Raw genomic sequence first — 16,678 nt, forward strand, 5'->3', positions numbered from 1 at the left:
CCGCCGACACTCAGGCACAGGATGCGCATCCGCGACCTAAGCCGTGCCTTGTTCTCTTCCCGCTCGCACGCACGTGCGCCTCGGGTACCCTTGACCGGTGACTGATCGCGCCCTCATCTCCTCCCTTTCCACGCTCGAAGACGGCCCCGTGCTTGTGCAGGGGTGGGTCGATACGGTTCGAGACCAGAAGAAGGTGCAGTTCGTCGTCCTCCGTGACGAGAGCGGCGCCGTCCAGCTCGTGAACCCGCGTGCCGAGGGCCGTGAGGCGATCTCCGACACGATCTCCGCGCTCGCGCAGGGCAGCTTCATCTCCGTGCGCGGCCAGAAGAAGGCCGACGAGCGCGTGAAGCTCGGCGGGCTCGAGGTCAAGGTCGACGAGATCGTCGTCGAGACCGCAGCGCTCCCCGAGACGCCCATCGCCGAGGACACGTCGATCGACAAGCGCCTCGACTGGCGCTTCCTCGACCTGCGCATCCCGCGCAACGCCCTCATCTTCCGCATCCAGACGACGTTCGCGCACGCGTTCCGCACGTACTGGGTGGAGAACGGCTACGTCGAGCTCTTCACGCCGAAGCTCATGGCGTCGGCGTCCGAGTCGAAGGCGGAGCTCTTCAAGGTCGACTACTTCGAGACGAGCGCGTACCTCGCGCAGAGCCCTCAGTTCTTCAAGCAGATGGCGATGAGCTCGGGCCTCGGGAAGATCTTCGAGATCGGGCCCGTGTTCCGGGCCGACCCGTCGTTCACGTCGCGCCACGCGACCGAGTTCACCGGCATCGACGCCGAGGTGAGCTGGATCGAGTCGCACGAGGACGTCATGCAGATGCAGGAGCAGCTCATGGTTGCTGGCCTGCAGGCGGTCAAGGATGCGCACGGCGAGGAGATCAAGGCGCTCTTCGACGTCGACATCGTCGTGCCGTCGCTGCCGTTCCCGCGCATCCCGCTGCTCGAGGCTCGCGAGATCGTCGAGGCGCGTGGCCACAAGCTGGAGCGCAACGACCTCGACCTCGACCCCGAGGGTGAGCGTCAGATCGCGGCGCACGTGCAGGAGACGTTCGGGCACGAGTTCGTGTTCCTCACGGACTACCCGGCATCGATCCGCCCGTTCTACCACATGCGCCACGAGGGCGACGAGTCGCTCACGAAGAGCTACGACCTCATCTGGAACGGCGTCGAGATCTCGACGGGCGCCCAGCGCGAGCACCGTGTGGACGTGCTCGAGGAGCAGGCGAAGCAGAAGGGCATGGAGGTCGACGAGCTCGGCTTCTATCTCGACTTCTTCCGCTACGGAGCACCGCCCCACGGCGGGTTCGGCATGGGCTTCGCGCGCATTCTGATGCTGATGCTGCACCAGACGACGCTGCGCGAGGTCACGTACCTGTTCCGCGGCCCGAACCGCCTGCAGCCGTAGGTCTCATCGCGCTGCGCGCAACCAGGCAGCGACCTCAGAGCCGTCCGCGATCTCTCGCGGGCGGCTCTGCTGCGTCCGACGTCAGCCGCACTGCGTCACCTCGTGGCCTGGCGGGGGTGGTGCGCAGGGCAGGTCGTCACCGCGACGGTTGGTGCTGTCGCGCACGTCGGGGCTCGACTCGAAGGGGCCATCGGGGCTGAAGAGCACGCCGAGGTGGTAGTCGGCATGGTCCCGGAACCAGAGGCAGGCCCCGCCTGGCGAGTCCTTCAGCTCTTCCCACGCCTCCCAGAGCCCGCGGAGACGGAGCACCGCCTCGGGTGAGTCCCACCAGCGAGCCGACCAGACTCGCGTGCGCCCGTCCACTCGGCGGGCGCACGCTCGGCTCACGAACTGGCGCACGAAGTCGTCGAGGCACGCGAACTGGCTGGCGGACGCGCTCCCACCGCCTGGGCGCGTCTCATCGTCGCTCATCGCCGCTCCCCCGCGCGCACTGGTGCGTCCAGAGCTGCGGCGGGATCCTCACCGGGGCCGTGTTGCGCGATCGAGGCGCGGATACGGGTCGCGTGCGGGCCCTGCATCCACGATCTGGTCTTGATGAGGGTCGGGCGCGCGCCGGATGCGAGGACGAGTGCACGCCCGCGCGGGAGCGCGGCGAGCTCGGAGACGTCGAGGATGCGTTCGCGGTGGAGCTGCCTCGAGACGGTGCGGTGGCCTCGGCCGTAGCTCAGCGAGGAGAGTTCTCTGTCGTGGTCTCCGACGAGTTTGGACAGCTCCTCGAGGAAGGCCGCCTCGCTGACGCCCCCGCCGTAGACCTTGACGTTCGCGGCGGACCAGAGCTTTCGCATGCCTCCCTCGCCCCAGACTTCGACGCCCTGCGACCAGGACTGGAGGATGGTGATGAGCACGATGCCGCGCGAGCCGTAGTGGCTGTACAGGTCGGGGAGGGTGCGCCACCGGCAGACGTTCGCGGCTTCGTCGAGCACGCCGAGCAGCGGCCGGGTGAGTCGACCGGCCGGTGAAACCGCGGCGAGTTCTTCCGCTGCCTCCGCCACGGCGACGGTGAGGGCCGTGACGAGCGGGCCCGTGCTCCCCTGCCCCTCGCGGGAGAGCGAGTAGAGAGTGTCGGTGCCACGCACGAACTGGTGAGGGTCGAACCGCGGTCGGCCGTCAGAACCGGTCCCCGGCGTGATCCAGGAGGCGAGGGCCCTGCCGGTCAGGCACGAGGCCATCTGCTGGGCCGTGCCGTAGATGCCGCCGCGCTGCCGCTCGGGTGCGCTGATGACCCCTTCGAGCTGGTCGGCGATGAGCCGAAAGCCGTTGTCCTGCAGGATGCCGATGGCTTCGTCGTCGCCGGGTCGCGTCACCCACCGGTACACCTCGGTGATGGGCTTGCCCGCGAGCGCGCCAGCCAGCAGGAGCGCCGCGAGGAGGTCCTTCGCGGCGGGGTCGAAGAAGGCGTCGGCCCTGGAGCCGGGCTCCCTCGACGCGCTGGCGAAGTGGTCGGCGAGCTTGCCTGCCTGCACCTCGTCGGTGACGTAGCTCAGCGGGTCCCACCACCATCGGGCGACCTCACCCGCGACGGACTGCGGGTCGAAGACCCACACTCGGCCCGTGGCAGCGCGCACTCCGCGGGTCGCGTCGACGACGTCGCGTTTGTTGGAGGTGACGATGACCGCACCTGGTGCCTCGACGATGGCTGGGATGGCGAAGGCGGTCGATTTCCCGGTGCGCGGGCCACTGATGTTGATCTGCATGTCCTCCCACCCCGCGTACACCGGAGCCGGACCCGGGATGCTCGTGCCGAGGCGGACGCCGATCGGGCCGTCGACGCCGAGGCGCCGGCTGCTGGCCGTGGCTCCGCGAGCGCTGATGGCAGCGATCTCCTTCCCCCGGCCGAGCAGGGCCGCGGCGCGGTCGAGTCGGCGAGCGCCGGATCGCCGGCGCCGGCTGAGGAGCGTCGCCGCGGTGCCCGCGAGCAGGAGTCCGAGGCTCATCACGACGGCGAGCGCGGTCGCGGTCTCCGTCCAGTGGATGCGGCCTCGCAGCACCTCGAAGAACAGGGCGAAGAGGTTGTCCGGCAGGGCGGACCCCGTGCCATCGACCGCGTTCGCGGCGCGCACGCAGACGTTGGTGCCGCCGACGGCGACGACGACCGTGCCGAGCGCGACCCACAGCACGACGGCCTCGGTCGCCAGTCCGCCCGGCCCGCGCTTCCGCGGCGCGCTCACGATCTCGCTCGATCCGGCTCGTGCCCGCGGTCGATCCCCGGAGCGTCGCCGGTCACCCTGCTCGCCTCGTGCCAGAGCTTGTTCGTATCGTTGATGCTCGCCTCCGCGGCGGTGAGCTGCACGTCGACCGGGATGCCTGGCCGGCCGCCGACCTTGACGAGGAACTTGCCTCGTCCCGGCGGTTCGGCCTCCCGGCCGCTGGTCGGGTCCCAGGCGGGTGGGTCCTGCCAGCCGATGAGCAGCTCCTGCTCGGCCTGCGACAGCGGTACCGCCGAGGTGAGGCGCGGCATCTCGGCCCCGGGCAGGCCGCCGCAGATGACCATGCCGGCGCGTTCCACGAACCCCTTCGCCTTCATCCGCTCTGATTCGGTGGGCAGGGCGAGGAGGTCGCTCATGGTGTGCGAGATCATGGCCATCCCGACCCCTCGCTGCCGGTTGAGGCGGGTGAGCGCGTCGACGCGGTCGACCATGCCCTTCCCTGCACGGAGCGCTCGCCAGAGCTCGTCGAGGATGACGAAGTAGTGCCTGCGGGGTTCGAGCCCCGCATCCGCGAGCACGTTGGCGACGTTGACGGTGCCGAACCCCGCTGACCAGCAGGCGAGGAGCGCCGCCGCCTGCAGGTCGACGTCGGAGTCGTCGATCGAGGAGACGTCGTACACGACGGGCGCATCGCGTCGCATCGGGTTGGTGGTCTGCCGCGAGAAGGTCTCGCCGAGCCTGCCGCCACCGACGAGTCCGATGAGCGACGCCTCGAGGTCTTCCGTGATCGCCTTGTACCGGCTGTCGTCTCCTCGGTCGAGCGCGACCGCGCGCACCTCCGGTGGCCCTGCCTGGACGACTTCGAGGAGGTCGCCGAGCACGGGCACCCCGTCGTGGTGCTCGTCGAGCCATTTGAGGGCGCGGTCGATGATCGTCTCCTCGCGGTCGCTCGGCGGCTGGAGCCGCATGATCGTGAGGAGAGCGGCGACCATCGTGTGCCGGCGACCGTGGGCGTCGGCGAGCACCTGGCTGGCCTCGGCCTCGAAGCCGTGGGCCCTGAGCCGCTTCGCGGCCGCCGTCGCCTCGCCGGGGTCGAGCACGTTGAGGTAGCCACGTCCGCGTCCGAGCGAGATGACCTGGCCCCCGAGGGCGGTGATCATGTCGACGTGGTCGGGCTTCAGGTCGCCGAGCACGAGCGGCATCACGCCGTAGCCGGCGAGACCCGTTGCCATGCGCCGAACCAACGACGACTTGCCGAGGCCTGGTTTGCCGAGGATGAACGCGGACGGGTTGCTGATGAGCTTGGCTCGTTGGAACCACGAGATGGGGTCGCAGCAGAGGGTGGCCCCGGTCTGCGTGTGGCGGCCGAGGGGCACCCCGATCATCGGGGTGCCCGTCCCGACCGCGAACGGCCAGAGCCCGCAGACCTGGACGGTCGTGCCGCGCCATTCATCCGGGGCCTGGACGTAGGTGGATGCGCCGCTGCCGGCGCCGCTCCAGCCTCGCGCGCCCGGTCGCGCTTGGGTTCTCTGGCGCGCCTGCGCGGTCGGCTTCGCCGTCTTCTGGTGTGATCGCTTCATAGTTTCTCTCGCAGTTCGCTTGGCACTCGCAGGTGCTTGCTGAGGACGAGGCCGAGCGGCAGCGCCGCGGCGAAGGCCGAGTCCTGGGATCCGTAGACGGGTCGGAGGCGGAGGCGTGCAGTCGCGGCGAGGTTGTCGATGGCCGCTCGCGCGTCGAGCTCGTGCTCCGCGTCGAGCACCGTCGCCGTGACGAGTGCCCCGAAGTTCACGAGGCCTGCTCCGGAGGCCTCCTCGCTGGCGGTCGCCGCCGCCGCCCGCACGGCGAGCGTGTCGCGGGCGGCGGGCTTTGAACTCGACGTCTGCCTGAACTGGGCGGCGCTGAGGTCGGCCTCGACGAGGGCGGCAGCGCGGGCCGCGTCGATGGGCCGGTAGAGCAGCGTCACCCGTTTGCGGGCGATGTCGCGGTGCGGCGCGAGCAGCCGGGCGAGCACGCTCGACTGCACACTGCCCCTCGGCGCCACGGTCATCGCCCACGTCGTCGAGTAGGCGGAGTCGTGGCGGTAGCCACCCCAGCTCGCTCGGGCTGCTGCCGGACCCACGTCGCTCCAGCTGAGCTGCGGGGCCTCGCCGGCGGCGTGCGCTTCGTCGATGAGCACGGCGACGGCGGGGTCATAGGCGACTCGAACGATCTCGCAGACCTCCTGCGCCGTGAGCGGTTGCGCGGCGCCGGCGCCGGTCGCCTGCAGTCCCGCGCTGAGGCCGGGGAGGCGGGCCGCGAGCTCTCGCGCCATCTCGTCGGGGGCCCGCCGGCGCCCTCCGGCTCTCAGCGACCCTTGGAAGGTGAGCGCGACGAATGCCTTCACGGTGGATGACCCCTCCGGGTAGTCGGCGACGGTCTCCTCGAGCACGGCGCGCGCGAAGGCTGGCGCGTTCGGGTCGATGTTCATGGCGACCTCGCGCCGCAGGCGCGTGCCGGAGTCCGGCGCGGTCTCGATGGTCACCGAGGCCGCCTCGATCCCCTGCTCGTCACCGAGGCTCGAGAGCCAGTGGCCCCACTCGGCGACCCACGAGTCGATCTGCTCCTGATCGACGAGCGCCGCGCCATCCGGTTCCGTACCGAACACCACCGTGTAGCTGCCGGCGGCCGGCGTGAGGAGCAGGGCGAACCGGCGTCCGTGCGAGTCGCTGTGCTCGCTCAGCCTCGTCGGCGCCGCGATGCCGGGCAGCTGGAAGGTCGCCCACGGCACGCGGCCGATCGGGCCGGACCGGTAGCTCGCCTCGCCCCTCGCCCGTGACAGCGCCCACCCTGAGCGGGCCCCGAGGCGGGAGAGCGCGTTCTTGCCGTGCGCGTCACGCACGACGAGCAGCAGCAGGCACACGCCGATCACCGTCGCCACGATCAGCGCCGCGACGATGCCGGAGATCATGACGGCGACGACCACGAGCACCAGCCCGCCCAGGAGGAGCGCCGTGCCCACGGAGCCGAGCCCGAGGAGGCCTGCGGAGGTCGGCTTCCGCCAGTTACCGTACGTGCGCACCTGTCGTGCCATCGAGCTATCGACCACCGCTCGGCTCCTCTCCTGTGGTCCGCTCCGCGACTGTGATCGCGGCGTCCGTGCCGTGTCTGATCGCCTTCTTCACGGGCTGGACGGCCGCGAGCGCCGCCGCAGCGTATGAACCACCCGCGGCCTTGCCGACTGCCGCCACCGCACCGCCTCCTGGCCCTGCGCTCGGGAACGCGGGGGTCCTCGCGGGCCCCGGCGACGGCACCGACGACCCCGGGGTCGACGGAGATCGGGGTGGCGTCGCCGATGCCCCTGGCGCCCGCGCCCCGCTCCGCGGCACCCCCGTTGCCGCCCGCGAAGGGCTGCTGCCCTGCGGCGCAGTGCTCGGCCGGGGTCGCGCGCCTTCCGGTACGCGGTCCGCGACCGCGTTGGCGATGGATGCGCCCCCGCCGCTCGAGGCGAGCGCCCCGACCATGGGCGTCACGAAGCGCATGAGCGCGGGGAGCGCGACGATGGCGAGGGCGAGAATGACGAGCCCCGTGTAGGTGGTCAGAACGGCGCTGCCCTCCGAGGTCGGGGCGGCCCCGCTCATGTGGAAGCCGGCGGCGTAGACGATCGCCGCGGCCGGCTTGTAGAGGATGAACGCGGTCAGCCAGGCCACGCAGCGCTGGAACCACCCTCTGCCGAGCTCCGTGTTCGTCGCAGAGGCGGCGAGCGGCAGGATTCCGGCGAGGATGACGAGCATCCCGCCTCGCACGATCATGAGGAGCACCTGCACCACCGAGACGAGCCCGACGATCACGCCGATGAAGAGGCCGTTGCTGACCCCACTCGCGATCGCTCCGCCGGAGCTCCCGGCAGCACCGCCGGCGAGGCCCGCGACGGATCCCCCGAGCATGACGCCGACGTTGTCCTTGAAGCAGTTCGGGGCCCCGTCGAGGTCGCACTCGAGCGACTCGTCGATGATCCAGGTCGAGAACGAGTCCCCCGCACGCACGAGCAGCCACACGATCGTGAGGCCGACGCTTGCGACGACCACCAGCGTGAGCAGGCTCTTCAGGAGTTCCTGCCCCGGCCGCGCCCGCTGCTCCCACGCCATGCGCGCGCCGCCGATCATGACGGAGACGATGGCGCAGACACCCGCGATCCACCACGTCGAGGACTGCAGGAACGTCGCGGTGTTGGTCGACGCCGCCGGGGCCGCGGGGATGAGCGCAGACACCAATGAGGAGGCGCCCGCGATGAGGACACCGCCCGCGAGCACGGCGAACAGGCGGCCGTGGAACGGAACCCCGTCGCCGGAGCGGATGCGGAGCCCCACCATGACGGCCAGGAACACGAGCCCGATGATGGCGACCGTGCCAGAGATCCAGCTGACGTACCCGAGCACGGTGCCGAGGTACGCTTCGACGTCGCCGGTCGGCGCGGCGGCAGCTGAACCCGCCGCGGCCCCCGTCGTCCCGAGGTCGGGTGTCGGCACGTCGACCCACATGGTGCCGAGCGTCGAGATCTGCTCGGCCACCCACTCGTTGACGTCGTTCTGGAGGGCCTCACGTGTTCGGCTCCACACCGTCGAGGCGATCCCCTTCGAATAGCACTCGAAATCGCCGAGCCCGCAGTCAGCCATCAGGCGCCCCACCGCACGTAGCCGCCGACGTCGCTGAGCGCCTGCAGGCGCACCGGATGCGGCTCGTCGGTCGGGATCCGCCAGTCGCCACCGACCCACTGGAGGTCGACGACGGCGGCGATGAAGTTGCTCATGCCATCGACGGTGACGCGCTGCGCGACGTCGACACGCGCGGCCTGGCCGTCGAAGGCGAGCATCCGGTAGCCCACGATCTGGAGCCGGATGAGCTCACCCTCGGAGCCCGACTCAGCCCCCGACTTCGACTCTGCGAGGATCGCCTCTCGGTGGGGTCCAGGCGCCAGGGCGTACTCGAGGAGCGGGGCCCGGAGCCCCGCGGTGTTCGACTGCACGAGGAAGTTCGCGGCCGCGAACAGCGCACCTTCCGGCGAACGCTGGAAACAGGATGCGAACCCATCCTCATGCGTCTCTCCCGGACCCGCGGCCGGTGCGCTCGGGGCGAGGTTCACGTCGACATCCCGCCAGTCGGTCTCCGGCGCGATCGCGAGTCGCCATTCCCCCGCCTCGGCGGGGCCCGGCGCCCCAGGCTCGGGCAGCCCGCAATGGCTGGGTGACAGCGTGTCGCCAGCCGCGACGGGCTGGGGACCGACGCTCGCGTCGAGCGTCGGCGTGGAGGTCGCGGACTCGGCCCGCGCATCCGCACCCCCACCGGGAGCCTCACCCCCGAACGCCGCGAGGGCTGAGACGACGACACCGGCACCCACAAGGAGCGCGACGCCGAGGGCGGCCACGACGAAGCCAGGACGTCCCCATGACGTGCCCGAGCTGAGGCGGCCAGATCGGCGCGGCCTCTGCCTGCTGTTCGGCATGATGCTCGCCCGCCGCATGTCAGACGAAGAAGCCGACGAGGCTCGTCGCCGCCGAGATGATGATGACCCCGCCGAGCGCCATGCCGATCTTGCCCGCGTGCTCGCCGCCCTCGCCTCTGCGCGACTGGATGGCCATCATCGTGCCGGCGGCGATGAGGCCAAGCACGCACACCGCGAGCCCGATCCACTTCACCCAGCCGAGCAGGGTCGTGAGGCCCTCGGTGCCCGGAGGCTGCACCGGGTCAGGGTCGGGCAGCGTCGCCAGGTGCGCGGTGGTGTCGAGCAAGATCGCGAGTGCGACGGTCGTCATGATCAGAGGTCTCCTGTCGAGATGAAGGCGCGAGAACGCGCGCCGAAGAGCGACCCAGGTAGGCGGGGTCGGGCGCCGCCGGGGTCGGACCACAAGCGATCGAGTCTGCGCGCCGTGCCTCGCCCCGGTGTCTGAGCCGAACCGTCGACGCCCTCAGATGGCTCGTCGGTGCTGGTGCCGGCTCGGTACAGGAATGGACTCTACGCACGGCCGAAGGGACCGCAGGGAGTTATCCACAGGCCGAATTCGGGGCGCTCCGAGCGACCTAGATTGGTGCTCGCCGCAGCCGAGCTGTGGCTGGGAAGGGGTGCTCGATGCGCCGGAAGATCGCAGTTGCTGCGCTGACAGCGCTGGCCCTGGGAGTGAGCGGATGCTCGACAGCCGACGGGCCGCCGACGACATCGCCGAGCCGACAGACGCTGTCGGACCGGTCGTCTGAGCTCACGGATGGGTCGCGGGGCGAGCACATCGAAGCGGAGGACCCAGAGCCGTCGCCGACACACGATGACGAGTCGGATGCCGACGCGATCAGCGTCGCTGCCGCGACCATGGCGGCGTACCAGCGTCGCGATGTCTCCCAGCGGGACTGGCTCGAGGGGCTCGAACCCCACCTCACCACGGCGGCGGTCGTCGCGCTGAGCTCCGTGGACCCGGCATCGATCCCCGCGCTGACAGCTGGCGGGAGCATCGCGGTCGAACGCGACGCAAGCGGCTACCTCGCCCGCGTCGCCGTCTCGACCGAGGGTGGTTCCTATCGGCTCCTGCTCGTGCGGGACGGTTCCGGGCCCTGGCTCGTCAGCCAGATCGCGCCACCGGACGGAGCCTCGTGAGCGCGCGAACCGGTGCATGGTGGGGAATCGCGATCGTGAACCTGCTCGCGCCGGCGCTGCTGCTCGGGGCCCTGGTCCTCACGACGATCGCGAGCACATCGCTCGCGAGTGCGGCGGCCTGCGCCACCTCCGGGTTCTCGGTGCCGGTCGTTCCGCTCGGCACCGAGACGGAGACCGGCACGGTCGGTTCAGGAGCCGCCGCCGGTGCCATCCAAGCCGACCCGATCTCAGCGTCGCGGCTCACCGTCAGCACCACGATCGACGGCGAGCCGGTCGAGTTCGCTGGCGCGCAGCTCTCGAATGCCGCACACATCCTGGCCGCGGGTCGCGAGGCCGGCCTCGGGGTCCGCGACCAGGTCATCGGGGTCATGACCGCCATCGGCGAATCGACCCTGCAGGTGCTCGACCACGGCGACGCGGCCGGTCCCGACTCACGAGGGCTCTTCCAGCAACGCGACAACGGCGCGTGGGGAAGCTACGCCGACCGAATGGACCCGCACGCAAGCGCCGGCAGCTTCTTCAACGCCCTGCTCGCAGTTGCCGAGCGTGACGCGCTCGCACCGTCGGAGGCCGCCCATCGCGTCCAGGGAAACGCCGACCCGCAGCACTATGCCAAGTACTGGCAGGCCGCCATTGCCGTGAGCGAGACCATCAGCGGAACCAGCACTGGGCTGGGCACAGGGATGCCGCCCGCGAGCGGAGCGAGTCCGGACGCAGACGGAGGGTGTGGGGCGGCAAGCGCGGCTGCCGCGGCCGCCGGTGGAAGCACCGCGAACCTGAGCCCCTCGGGCTGGGCGGCACCCGGTGACGGCGGGCTCACCGACACGTTCGGGAACCGGTTCCACCCCACCGACTTCGAATGGCGCATGCACAACGGCATCGATCTCGCGGCGGGCGGCTGCGGCGGGCAGATCTGGGCCGCGCAGTCCGGGACCGTCGTCGAAGCCGAACCCGACAGCTCCGGGAACGGCACCATCCGAGTCGACCACGGCGGAGGGCTCGTCACGAAGTACCTCCACATGGAATCGGACGGCTACCTCGTCGGAGTGGGGGCGGTCGTCACCGCCGGTCAGCAGATCGGCATCACGGGTACAAGCGGCCAGTCCACCGGCTGCCACCTCCACTTCGAAGTGCTCGTCGACGGCGAACGCGTCGATCCGCTTCCGTTCCTCGACGCGCGCGGGGTGAGGTTCTGATGGCGGGAAGACGCACGAGTCGCCGGCCAGAACCGGGCGAGGCCGTCCCCACGTGGCCGCGCGTCACCGCGCGCCTCGATGCGAGTGGCGGCGGCATGCTGTCGTGGAGCTCGACCCCGGCTGAGATCTCCGCGGACGACCGTGATGCCGCGCTTGCAGCCGTCGTCGCCCGATGCACACGCCTCGCGCAGACCATCGCCCGCGCGATCCGACTCGAGCTGCACGAGGGGAACCGGATGCAGGAGTTCGCCGTGCATCCATCTGCGATCATGCAGGCGATCAGCGCCGACGGACTGCCGGAGACCGATGCTGGGAGCGAGCCCGAGCTCACCATCATCACCGGCACGTGCGTCGCCTGCGCCGCAGCCGCGTCGGCAGCCGAGACCAGGTGCCGGAGGTGCGGCACGCCAGAACCGCTGCTTCGAGGCGGCATCTCCCTGCAGAGGCGCGCTGACCCCGAGCCGGACCAGCCAGCCGTCACCGAGCCGCGCTCCGGGCGCCGGGCGCTGCGTCGGGCATCGTCGCAGGCGTCGAGAGCAGGGACGGCCGCCGGGCCGAATGCCGGGCCCACCACCGAGTCGATCTCAAGGCCTGGACCCGAGCGACGGCCGCGGCGATGGTCGCGCCGAACGACGGCACGGCTGCCCGCAGCGCCCCGGACCCTCGTCATCGAGTTCGAGGACAGCTCCCGTGCGGTACTGGCCGGCAGCGCCGCGGTCGGCCGTAACCCGTCACCCGTTAACGGCCGCATCCCGGTCCGCGTCGACAGTCGGGACAACACCGTGTCGCGCACCCACGCGCTCGTGGACCTCGACCGGTCCGGACGCATCCTCGTCACCGACTACCACTCGACGCACGGAGTGCACCTCAGCGGTGCCAGCAACTCCACTTTCTCGCCAGGCGTCGTCTACCGCGTTCCGAGCGGCGCCCGACTTCGCCTCGGCGACGTCGTCTGCCGCGTCAGCACCGAACCCGCCCTGACGGCCTGAACCCGCTGGTCGGTCCCCCTCAGGCTCGGCCCGCGTTCACCCCCGGGCCGCGGCGGCAGACACCGCCGCATCCAACCGCTCGGGCTCGACGAACCACTGCGAGTGCTGCACGCCATCGATCAGCACGACCGGGATGAGCTCACCGAAGCGCTGCTGCAAGGCTGCGTCGTCCAGGATGCTCAGCACCGACAGCTCAGCGTCGTGGCGGGCGGCGACCTCCCGCACCACCGGCTCCGCGTCCTCGCAGAGGTGGCAGCCCGGCTTGCCCAGGAAGGTGATCGTCGGAACGCGTGCATCCGTCATGCCCTCGAGTCTCGCAGACACCACGCGGACGAGAGCGGTCTTGTGGTCGTCAAGACGCGCGGGAGCGACCACAAGCCCGCTCACGGCCAGAGCAAACCCGCGCCTTAACGCAGAAAACGCCTGACCCGAGGGCCCGGCGCTCTGCGTCGTCGCGACTACTTCTTGTTGCGACGCTGGTGGCGAGTCTTGCGAAGCAGCTTGCGGTGCTTCTTCTTCGCCATGCGCTTGCGGCGCTTCTTGACTACTGAACCCATAGGAACATCCTTTATCTACAAGTACGAGGTGCGCGCAGCGGTGGGCTGCGGCATCGCTGGCGCCAGCTTACACGTCACCTGGCGGTAACCCTGTGTTCGAAAGAAAACCCAGGGTCCAGCAGGACTCAAGCGGTGTGCTGACCGAACTCGTCACCGCGGCCGGACTGCTTGATGGCCTCGGAGACTGCCGACTCCGGCACCCGGAACGAGCGGCCGAACCGCACCGCGGGAAGTTCACCGGAGTGCACAAGTCGGTACACCGTCATCTTCGAGACCCGCATGAGCTCCGCCACCTCGGCAACGGTCAGGAACCGCACATCAGACAGGTCGTTTGCCATGTGTTGCAGCTCCAAGGTGACGGATGATCCGCGCGTTACGGAAGTGAAGTGAGTGTCAGTTGAATACCTTATGGCCCAGAGCACTGCAGAAACAAGGTGCAGAGCGAATCATCCCGTGCCACGTATTCGCGATTCCACGCGCGAGGAGTAGCATGACCGACGCCTCGCGCACGTGAGGCGTCGGTCGACTGTGCTGTGAAGTGGGGATGTGATGCGCACACCGCGGGCCTCGAGCATCCCCGCTCCCGTGGACACGGATGGGCTGCTGCGGCGCATCGTCTCCGCTGTCGGCCGGAAGATCGACGACTTCGCCCACCACACGCCGTCGCGGTTCGCGGTGATCATCTTCACGAGCATCATCCTGCTGTGGACGACGATCTACATGCTGCCGATCTCGTCCGCCGACGGAACGGTGACTCCGTTCCACGAGGCGCTCTTCACGGCGGTCTCGACGATCTGCGTCACGGGCCTCTCCGTGGTGGACATGGCGACGCACTGGTCCGGCTTCGGCCACTTCATGGTGTTCCTGGGCATGCAGGTCGGCGCGATCGGCGTGCTCACGCTGGCGAGCATCATGGGCGCGATCGTCACGCGGCGCCTCGGCCTGCGGCAGAAGCTCGTCGCCGCGAGCGACAGCAACGCCCTGCGCACGCACGCTGGCCCGGTCTCCGAGTCGCAGGCCGTCAAGCTCGGCGACATCGGCGGCATCCTCGCGACGGTCGCGATCTCGCTCGTCATCATCGAGACGTGCGTCGCGCTGCTCATCATCCCCCGCCTGCTCATCGCCGGGGAGCCGCTGTGGGATGCGATCCTCGACGGCTTCTTCTGGGCGACGTCCGCCTTCACCAACACGGGATTCATGCCGACGAGCACCGGCATCGAGCCGTTCGCGACGGATGCGTGGATGCTCACCTGCCTCGCGACCGCAGTGTTCCTCGGCAGCCTCGGCTTCCCCGTCATCTTCGCGCTCACGCGCTGGGTGAAGACGAAGCAGCGCATCTCCGTGCACGTGAAGCTGACACTGTCCACGACGGTGCTGCTCTTCGTTCTCGGCGCGATCGCGATCTACGTCCTCGAAGGCGACAACCCCGCGACGATCGGGGCGCAGGAGCCCGTGTTCCGTCCGATGACGGCGGGCTTCATGTCTGCCATGACCCGCTCAGGCGGGTTCTCCACGATCGACCTCGCGAACGCCGACCCGGCGACGATGCTGGCGATGCAAATGCTCATGTTCGTGGGCGGTGGCAGTGCATCCACCGCTGGCGGCATCAAGGTCACCACGCTGGCCATCCTCTTCCTCGCCGCGTTCGCCGAGGCCAAGGGCGTCAACGACATCCAGGCGTTCGGTCGCCGCATCCCGAACGACGTTCTCCGCCTCGCCGTCAGCGTGACGCTGTGGGGCGCGACGATCGTGGCCGTCTCGTCCATCTCGCTCATGCACTTCGCCTCGGTGCCGTTCGACGAGGCGCTCTTCGAAGCGATCAGCGCGTTCGCGACCTGCGGCCTCTCCACGGGCCTCACCGGCGACCTGCCGGAGCAGGGCGCGTACATTCTCTCCATCACCATGTGGCTCGGCCGCGTCGGCACGGTCACCATGGCCGCAGCCCTCGCTTCCAGCGAGCACAAGCAGCTCTTCCGGCTGCCCGAAGAAAGGATCATCGTTGGGTGAGCCGATTCCACACAATGCGCCGGTGCTCGTCATCGGCCTCGGCCGATTCGGCGCTGCGACTGCGGGCCAGCTGCAGCGTCAGGGGCGAGAGGTGCTCGCGGTCGACACCGACGAGGGACTCGTCCAGAAGTGGGCGGAGCGGGTGACGCACGCCGTCCAGGCGGATGCGCGCAACATCGAGGCCCTGCGGCAGATCGGCGCGCACGAGTTCGCGGTCGCCGTCGTCGCCGTCGGCACATCGCTCGAGTCGAGCGTGCTCGTGACGGCGAACCTGTCCGACCTCAAGGTGCCGCAGATCTGGGCGAAGGCGATGTCGGCGACGCACGGCAAGATCCTCGGCCGCATCGGCGCGCACCACGTCATCTACCCGGAGCGCGAGGCCGGCGAGCGCATCGCGCACCTGCTCTCGGGTCGGATGCTCGACTTCATCCAGTTCGACGACGACTTCGTGCTCGTGAAGCTGTACCCGCCGAAGGCGATCCGCGGGGTGCCGCTCATGGAGTCCGGGGTGCGCACGAAGTACCGCGTGACGGTCGTCGGCGTGAAGAGCCCCGGCAAGCCGTTCACCTACGCGATGGCCGACACCGTGGTCTCGAACCACGACCTCGTGATCGTCTCGGGTTCAGCTTCCGACGTGGAGCGCTTCGCCGCCCTCACGTAGCCGCACCGTCAACCCAGGGCACGTGGCCGGTGCGGCGCTGGCTGCCGTCGAACACGTGCCCCATGCGCTTGCTGTAGTGGAGCATGATGCTGCGTTCGACGACCCGAACGTCGGCGTCCTGCACGATCTGCATCTCGACCTCTGGCGCTTCCGCCAACGAGCTCAGCCAGACGACGACGTACAGGTTCGCGCTGCCTCCCGCGAGCGCGGCGCACGCGCGCACGGACTGCCGCTGGCTGATGCGCCCGGCGGCCGAGTAGAGCCGGCCGGCCGGGACGACCATCCACAGCACCAGCGAGTACGGCCAGCGGGGCTGCTCGAGCTGCACGTCGATGCGCTGCACGATGTGCCCGGACCGCACGGCACGGTGCACGAACCGCCTCGCGTGCGCCTCAGAGACGCCGAGCGCTGACGCCAGCTCGCTGCTGGGCGCTCGTCCGTTGCGCTCGAGGATGCTGATGGCCTTCGCGAGGGCGGGCGAGAGCGGCGCGGCGGGGGACGTGCTGCCGTCTCGGGCCTCCACCTGCCGGGAGGAGGCGCCGAACCCGGACCGCCAGTGCGAGCCATCCAGGAACATCCGCGTCACGAGCATGGTGCGCATGCGGGCGACGTCGGCGTGTGAGGTCAGGCCGAGACGGAGGAACCGGCGCAGCTCGTGCACGTCCGGGACGAGGACGGTGAGCATGAGGTCGTGGTCGCCGGTGATCTCGGCGATCGTCACGACCCGCGGATGCGTGACGAAGGCCTCGATGACGGTCTCGACGGCCCCTGGTCGGCACTGCACCGCGACGATGGCGGTGACGACCCCGGAGTTCCAGCCGACGTGCGTCGTGACCCAGGCGGAATCGTCGGCCTGGAGCCGCTCCCAGCGGCGGCGGGCGGTGGGAGCGCTGACCCCAATGGTCTGACCGATCTGCGCCCACGGTGCGCGCGGATCCTCCTGCATGACGTCGATGAGCGCGAGGTCCGATTCGGACAGCACCGGGGACACTTCTCGCGTCTGGAGATCCATATCGAACATATTGGACCAATAT

Annotated in this window: 17 protein-coding genes; 6 read left to right on the plus strand and 11 right to left on the minus strand. The window is 70.0% G+C overall.

Going from position 1 to position 16,678, the window contains the following annotated elements; translation table 11 throughout:
• Nucleotides 1-97: 97 nt before the first annotated feature.
• A complete protein-coding gene (gene aspS, locus ACQFZP_RS09730; protein ID WP_104310882.1) occupies nucleotides 98-1,408 on the plus strand; it encodes an aspartate--tRNA(Asn) ligase in 1,311 nt (436 codons plus the stop codon).
• A gap of 81 nt (nucleotides 1,409-1,489) precedes the next feature.
• On the opposite strand, the gene ACQFZP_RS09735 is transcribed toward aspS, so the two are convergent.
• The 7 genes from ACQFZP_RS09735 to ACQFZP_RS09765 all read right to left on the minus strand — a co-directional run bounded on the left by ACQFZP_RS09735 (nucleotide 1,490) and on the right by ACQFZP_RS09765 (nucleotide 9,497).
• Nucleotides 1,490-1,879 carry a DUF4913 domain-containing protein gene (locus ACQFZP_RS09735; RefSeq protein WP_211891188.1) on the minus strand — a complete coding sequence of 130 codons (390 nt, stop codon included), beginning with the start codon at nucleotides 1,877-1,879 and terminating at the stop codon, nucleotides 1,490-1,492.
• The gene (locus ACQFZP_RS09740) at nucleotides 1,876-3,636 is read right to left on the minus strand and encodes a type IV secretory system conjugative DNA transfer family protein (protein WP_211891189.1); all 1,761 of its coding nucleotides are present in this window, start codon (nucleotides 3,634-3,636) and stop codon (nucleotides 1,876-1,878) included. Before ACQFZP_RS09740 ends, ACQFZP_RS09735 begins: the two co-directional genes overlap by 4 nt.
• Complete coding sequence (locus tag ACQFZP_RS09745; protein ID WP_249312281.1) at nucleotides 3,633-5,195, minus strand: ATP/GTP-binding protein; 1,563 nt, start codon at nucleotides 5,193-5,195, stop codon at nucleotides 3,633-3,635. Before ACQFZP_RS09745 ends, ACQFZP_RS09740 begins: the two co-directional genes overlap by 4 nt.
• Entirely contained in the window at nucleotides 5,192-6,685 is a 1,494-nt protein-coding gene (locus ACQFZP_RS09750; RefSeq protein ID WP_211891523.1) for an SCO6880 family protein, read from the minus strand. The genes ACQFZP_RS09745 and ACQFZP_RS09750 overlap by 4 nt, the downstream gene beginning before the upstream one ends.
• A 4-nt stretch (nucleotides 6,686-6,689) precedes the next feature.
• A complete protein-coding gene (locus tag ACQFZP_RS09755) occupies nucleotides 6,690-8,267 on the minus strand; it encodes a hypothetical protein (protein ID WP_211891190.1) in 1,578 nt (525 codons plus the stop codon).
• A complete protein-coding gene (locus ACQFZP_RS09760; RefSeq protein ID WP_211891191.1) occupies nucleotides 8,267-9,016 on the minus strand; it encodes a hypothetical protein in 750 nt (249 codons plus the stop codon). The genes ACQFZP_RS09755 and ACQFZP_RS09760 overlap by 1 nt, the downstream gene beginning before the upstream one ends.
• A 97-nt stretch (nucleotides 9,017-9,113) precedes the next feature.
• Nucleotides 9,114-9,497, minus strand: coding sequence for a TrbC/VirB2 family protein (locus ACQFZP_RS09765; RefSeq protein ID WP_368845302.1), 384 nt, complete (start codon nucleotides 9,495-9,497; stop codon nucleotides 9,114-9,116).
• Nucleotides 9,498-9,718: 221 nt separating this feature from the next.
• Here ACQFZP_RS09765 and ACQFZP_RS09770 point away from each other — a divergent pair, with 221 nt between their 5' ends.
• Genes ACQFZP_RS09770 through ACQFZP_RS09780 form a run of 3 tightly spaced genes read left to right on the plus strand, consistent with a single transcriptional unit; the run spans nucleotide 9,719 to nucleotide 12,419 of the window.
• On the plus strand, nucleotides 9,719-10,234 hold the full coding sequence (locus tag ACQFZP_RS09770) for a hypothetical protein (protein ID WP_211891193.1): 516 nt from the start codon (nucleotides 9,719-9,721) through the stop codon (nucleotides 10,232-10,234).
• Nucleotides 10,231-11,430 carry a M23 family metallopeptidase gene (locus ACQFZP_RS09775; protein ID WP_211891194.1) on the plus strand — a complete coding sequence of 400 codons (1,200 nt, stop codon included), beginning with the start codon at nucleotides 10,231-10,233 and terminating at the stop codon, nucleotides 11,428-11,430. The genes ACQFZP_RS09770 and ACQFZP_RS09775 overlap by 4 nt, the downstream gene beginning before the upstream one ends.
• On the plus strand, nucleotides 11,430-12,419 hold the full coding sequence (locus ACQFZP_RS09780; RefSeq protein WP_211891195.1) for an FHA domain-containing protein: 990 nt from the start codon (nucleotides 11,430-11,432) through the stop codon (nucleotides 12,417-12,419). The genes ACQFZP_RS09775 and ACQFZP_RS09780 overlap by 1 nt, the downstream gene beginning before the upstream one ends.
• Nucleotides 12,420-12,455: 36 nt before the next feature.
• Here the strand turns inward: ACQFZP_RS09780 and ACQFZP_RS09785 are convergent, their stop codons facing one another.
• The 3 genes from ACQFZP_RS09785 to ACQFZP_RS09795 all read right to left on the minus strand — a co-directional run bounded on the left by ACQFZP_RS09785 (nucleotide 12,456) and on the right by ACQFZP_RS09795 (nucleotide 13,314).
• A complete protein-coding gene (locus tag ACQFZP_RS09785) occupies nucleotides 12,456-12,806 on the minus strand; it encodes a glutaredoxin family protein (RefSeq protein WP_307852809.1) in 351 nt (116 codons plus the stop codon).
• Nucleotides 12,807-12,877: 71 nt separating this feature from the next.
• On the minus strand, nucleotides 12,878-12,976 hold the full coding sequence (locus ACQFZP_RS09790; RefSeq protein WP_082775156.1) for a 30S ribosomal protein bS22: 99 nt from the start codon (nucleotides 12,974-12,976) through the stop codon (nucleotides 12,878-12,880).
• A gap of 125 nt (nucleotides 12,977-13,101) precedes the next feature.
• Nucleotides 13,102-13,314, minus strand: coding sequence for a helix-turn-helix domain-containing protein (locus ACQFZP_RS09795; RefSeq protein ID WP_104254521.1), 213 nt, complete (start codon nucleotides 13,312-13,314; stop codon nucleotides 13,102-13,104).
• Nucleotides 13,315-13,525: 211 nt separating this feature from the next.
• Between ACQFZP_RS09795 and ACQFZP_RS09800 the strand changes: the two genes are divergently transcribed.
• Entirely contained in the window at nucleotides 13,526-14,983 is a 1,458-nt protein-coding gene (locus tag ACQFZP_RS09800; RefSeq protein WP_211891196.1) for a TrkH family potassium uptake protein, read from the plus strand.
• Complete coding sequence (locus tag ACQFZP_RS09805) at nucleotides 14,976-15,644, plus strand: potassium channel family protein (protein WP_068478414.1); 669 nt, start codon at nucleotides 14,976-14,978, stop codon at nucleotides 15,642-15,644. The genes ACQFZP_RS09800 and ACQFZP_RS09805 overlap by 8 nt, the downstream gene beginning before the upstream one ends.
• Here ACQFZP_RS09805 and ACQFZP_RS09810 read toward each other — a convergent pair.
• Nucleotides 15,637-16,656 carry an Lrp/AsnC family transcriptional regulator gene (locus ACQFZP_RS09810; protein ID WP_211891197.1) on the minus strand — a complete coding sequence of 340 codons (1,020 nt, stop codon included), beginning with the start codon at nucleotides 16,654-16,656 and terminating at the stop codon, nucleotides 15,637-15,639. The genes ACQFZP_RS09805 and ACQFZP_RS09810 overlap by 8 nt on opposite strands.
• Nucleotides 16,657-16,678: the final 22 nt, after the last annotated feature.

Source organism: Pseudoclavibacter sp. Marseille-Q434 (genome assembly GCF_050315415.1).
In the GTDB taxonomy this organism is placed as follows: Bacteria; Actinomycetota; Actinomycetes; order Actinomycetales; family Microbacteriaceae; genus Pseudoclavibacter.

Bases quoted from the DNA above. Each gene is read 5' to 3' on its own strand.
- ACQFZP_RS09810 (WP_211891197.1), bottom strand. From the start codon at position 16,656: ATGGATCTCCAGACGCGAGAAGTGTCCCCGGTGCTGTCCGAATCGGAC.
- ACQFZP_RS09790 (WP_082775156.1), bottom strand. From the start codon at position 12,976: ATGGGTTCAGTAGTCAAGAAGCGCCGCAAGCGCATGGCGAAGAAGAAG.
- ACQFZP_RS09770 (WP_211891193.1), top strand. From the start codon at position 9,719: ATGCGCCGGAAGATCGCAGTTGCTGCGCTGACAGCGCTGGCCCTGGGA.
- ACQFZP_RS09800 (WP_211891196.1), top strand. From the start codon at position 13,526: ATGCGCACACCGCGGGCCTCGAGCATCCCCGCTCCCGTGGACACGGAT.
- ACQFZP_RS09750 (WP_211891523.1), bottom strand. From the start codon at position 6,685: ATGGCACGACAGGTGCGCACGTACGGTAACTGGCGGAAGCCGACCTCC.
- ACQFZP_RS09735 (WP_211891188.1), bottom strand. From the start codon at position 1,879: ATGAGCGACGATGAGACGCGCCCAGGCGGTGGGAGCGCGTCCGCCAGC.
- ACQFZP_RS09780 (WP_211891195.1), top strand. From the start codon at position 11,430: ATGGCGGGAAGACGCACGAGTCGCCGGCCAGAACCGGGCGAGGCCGTC.
- ACQFZP_RS09745 (WP_249312281.1), bottom strand. From the start codon at position 5,195: ATGAAGCGATCACACCAGAAGACGGCGAAGCCGACCGCGCAGGCGCGC.
- ACQFZP_RS09755 (WP_211891190.1), bottom strand. From the start codon at position 8,267: ATGGCTGACTGCGGGCTCGGCGATTTCGAGTGCTATTCGAAGGGGATC.
- ACQFZP_RS09795 (WP_104254521.1), bottom strand. From the start codon at position 13,314: ATGGCAAACGACCTGTCTGATGTGCGGTTCCTGACCGTTGCCGAGGTG.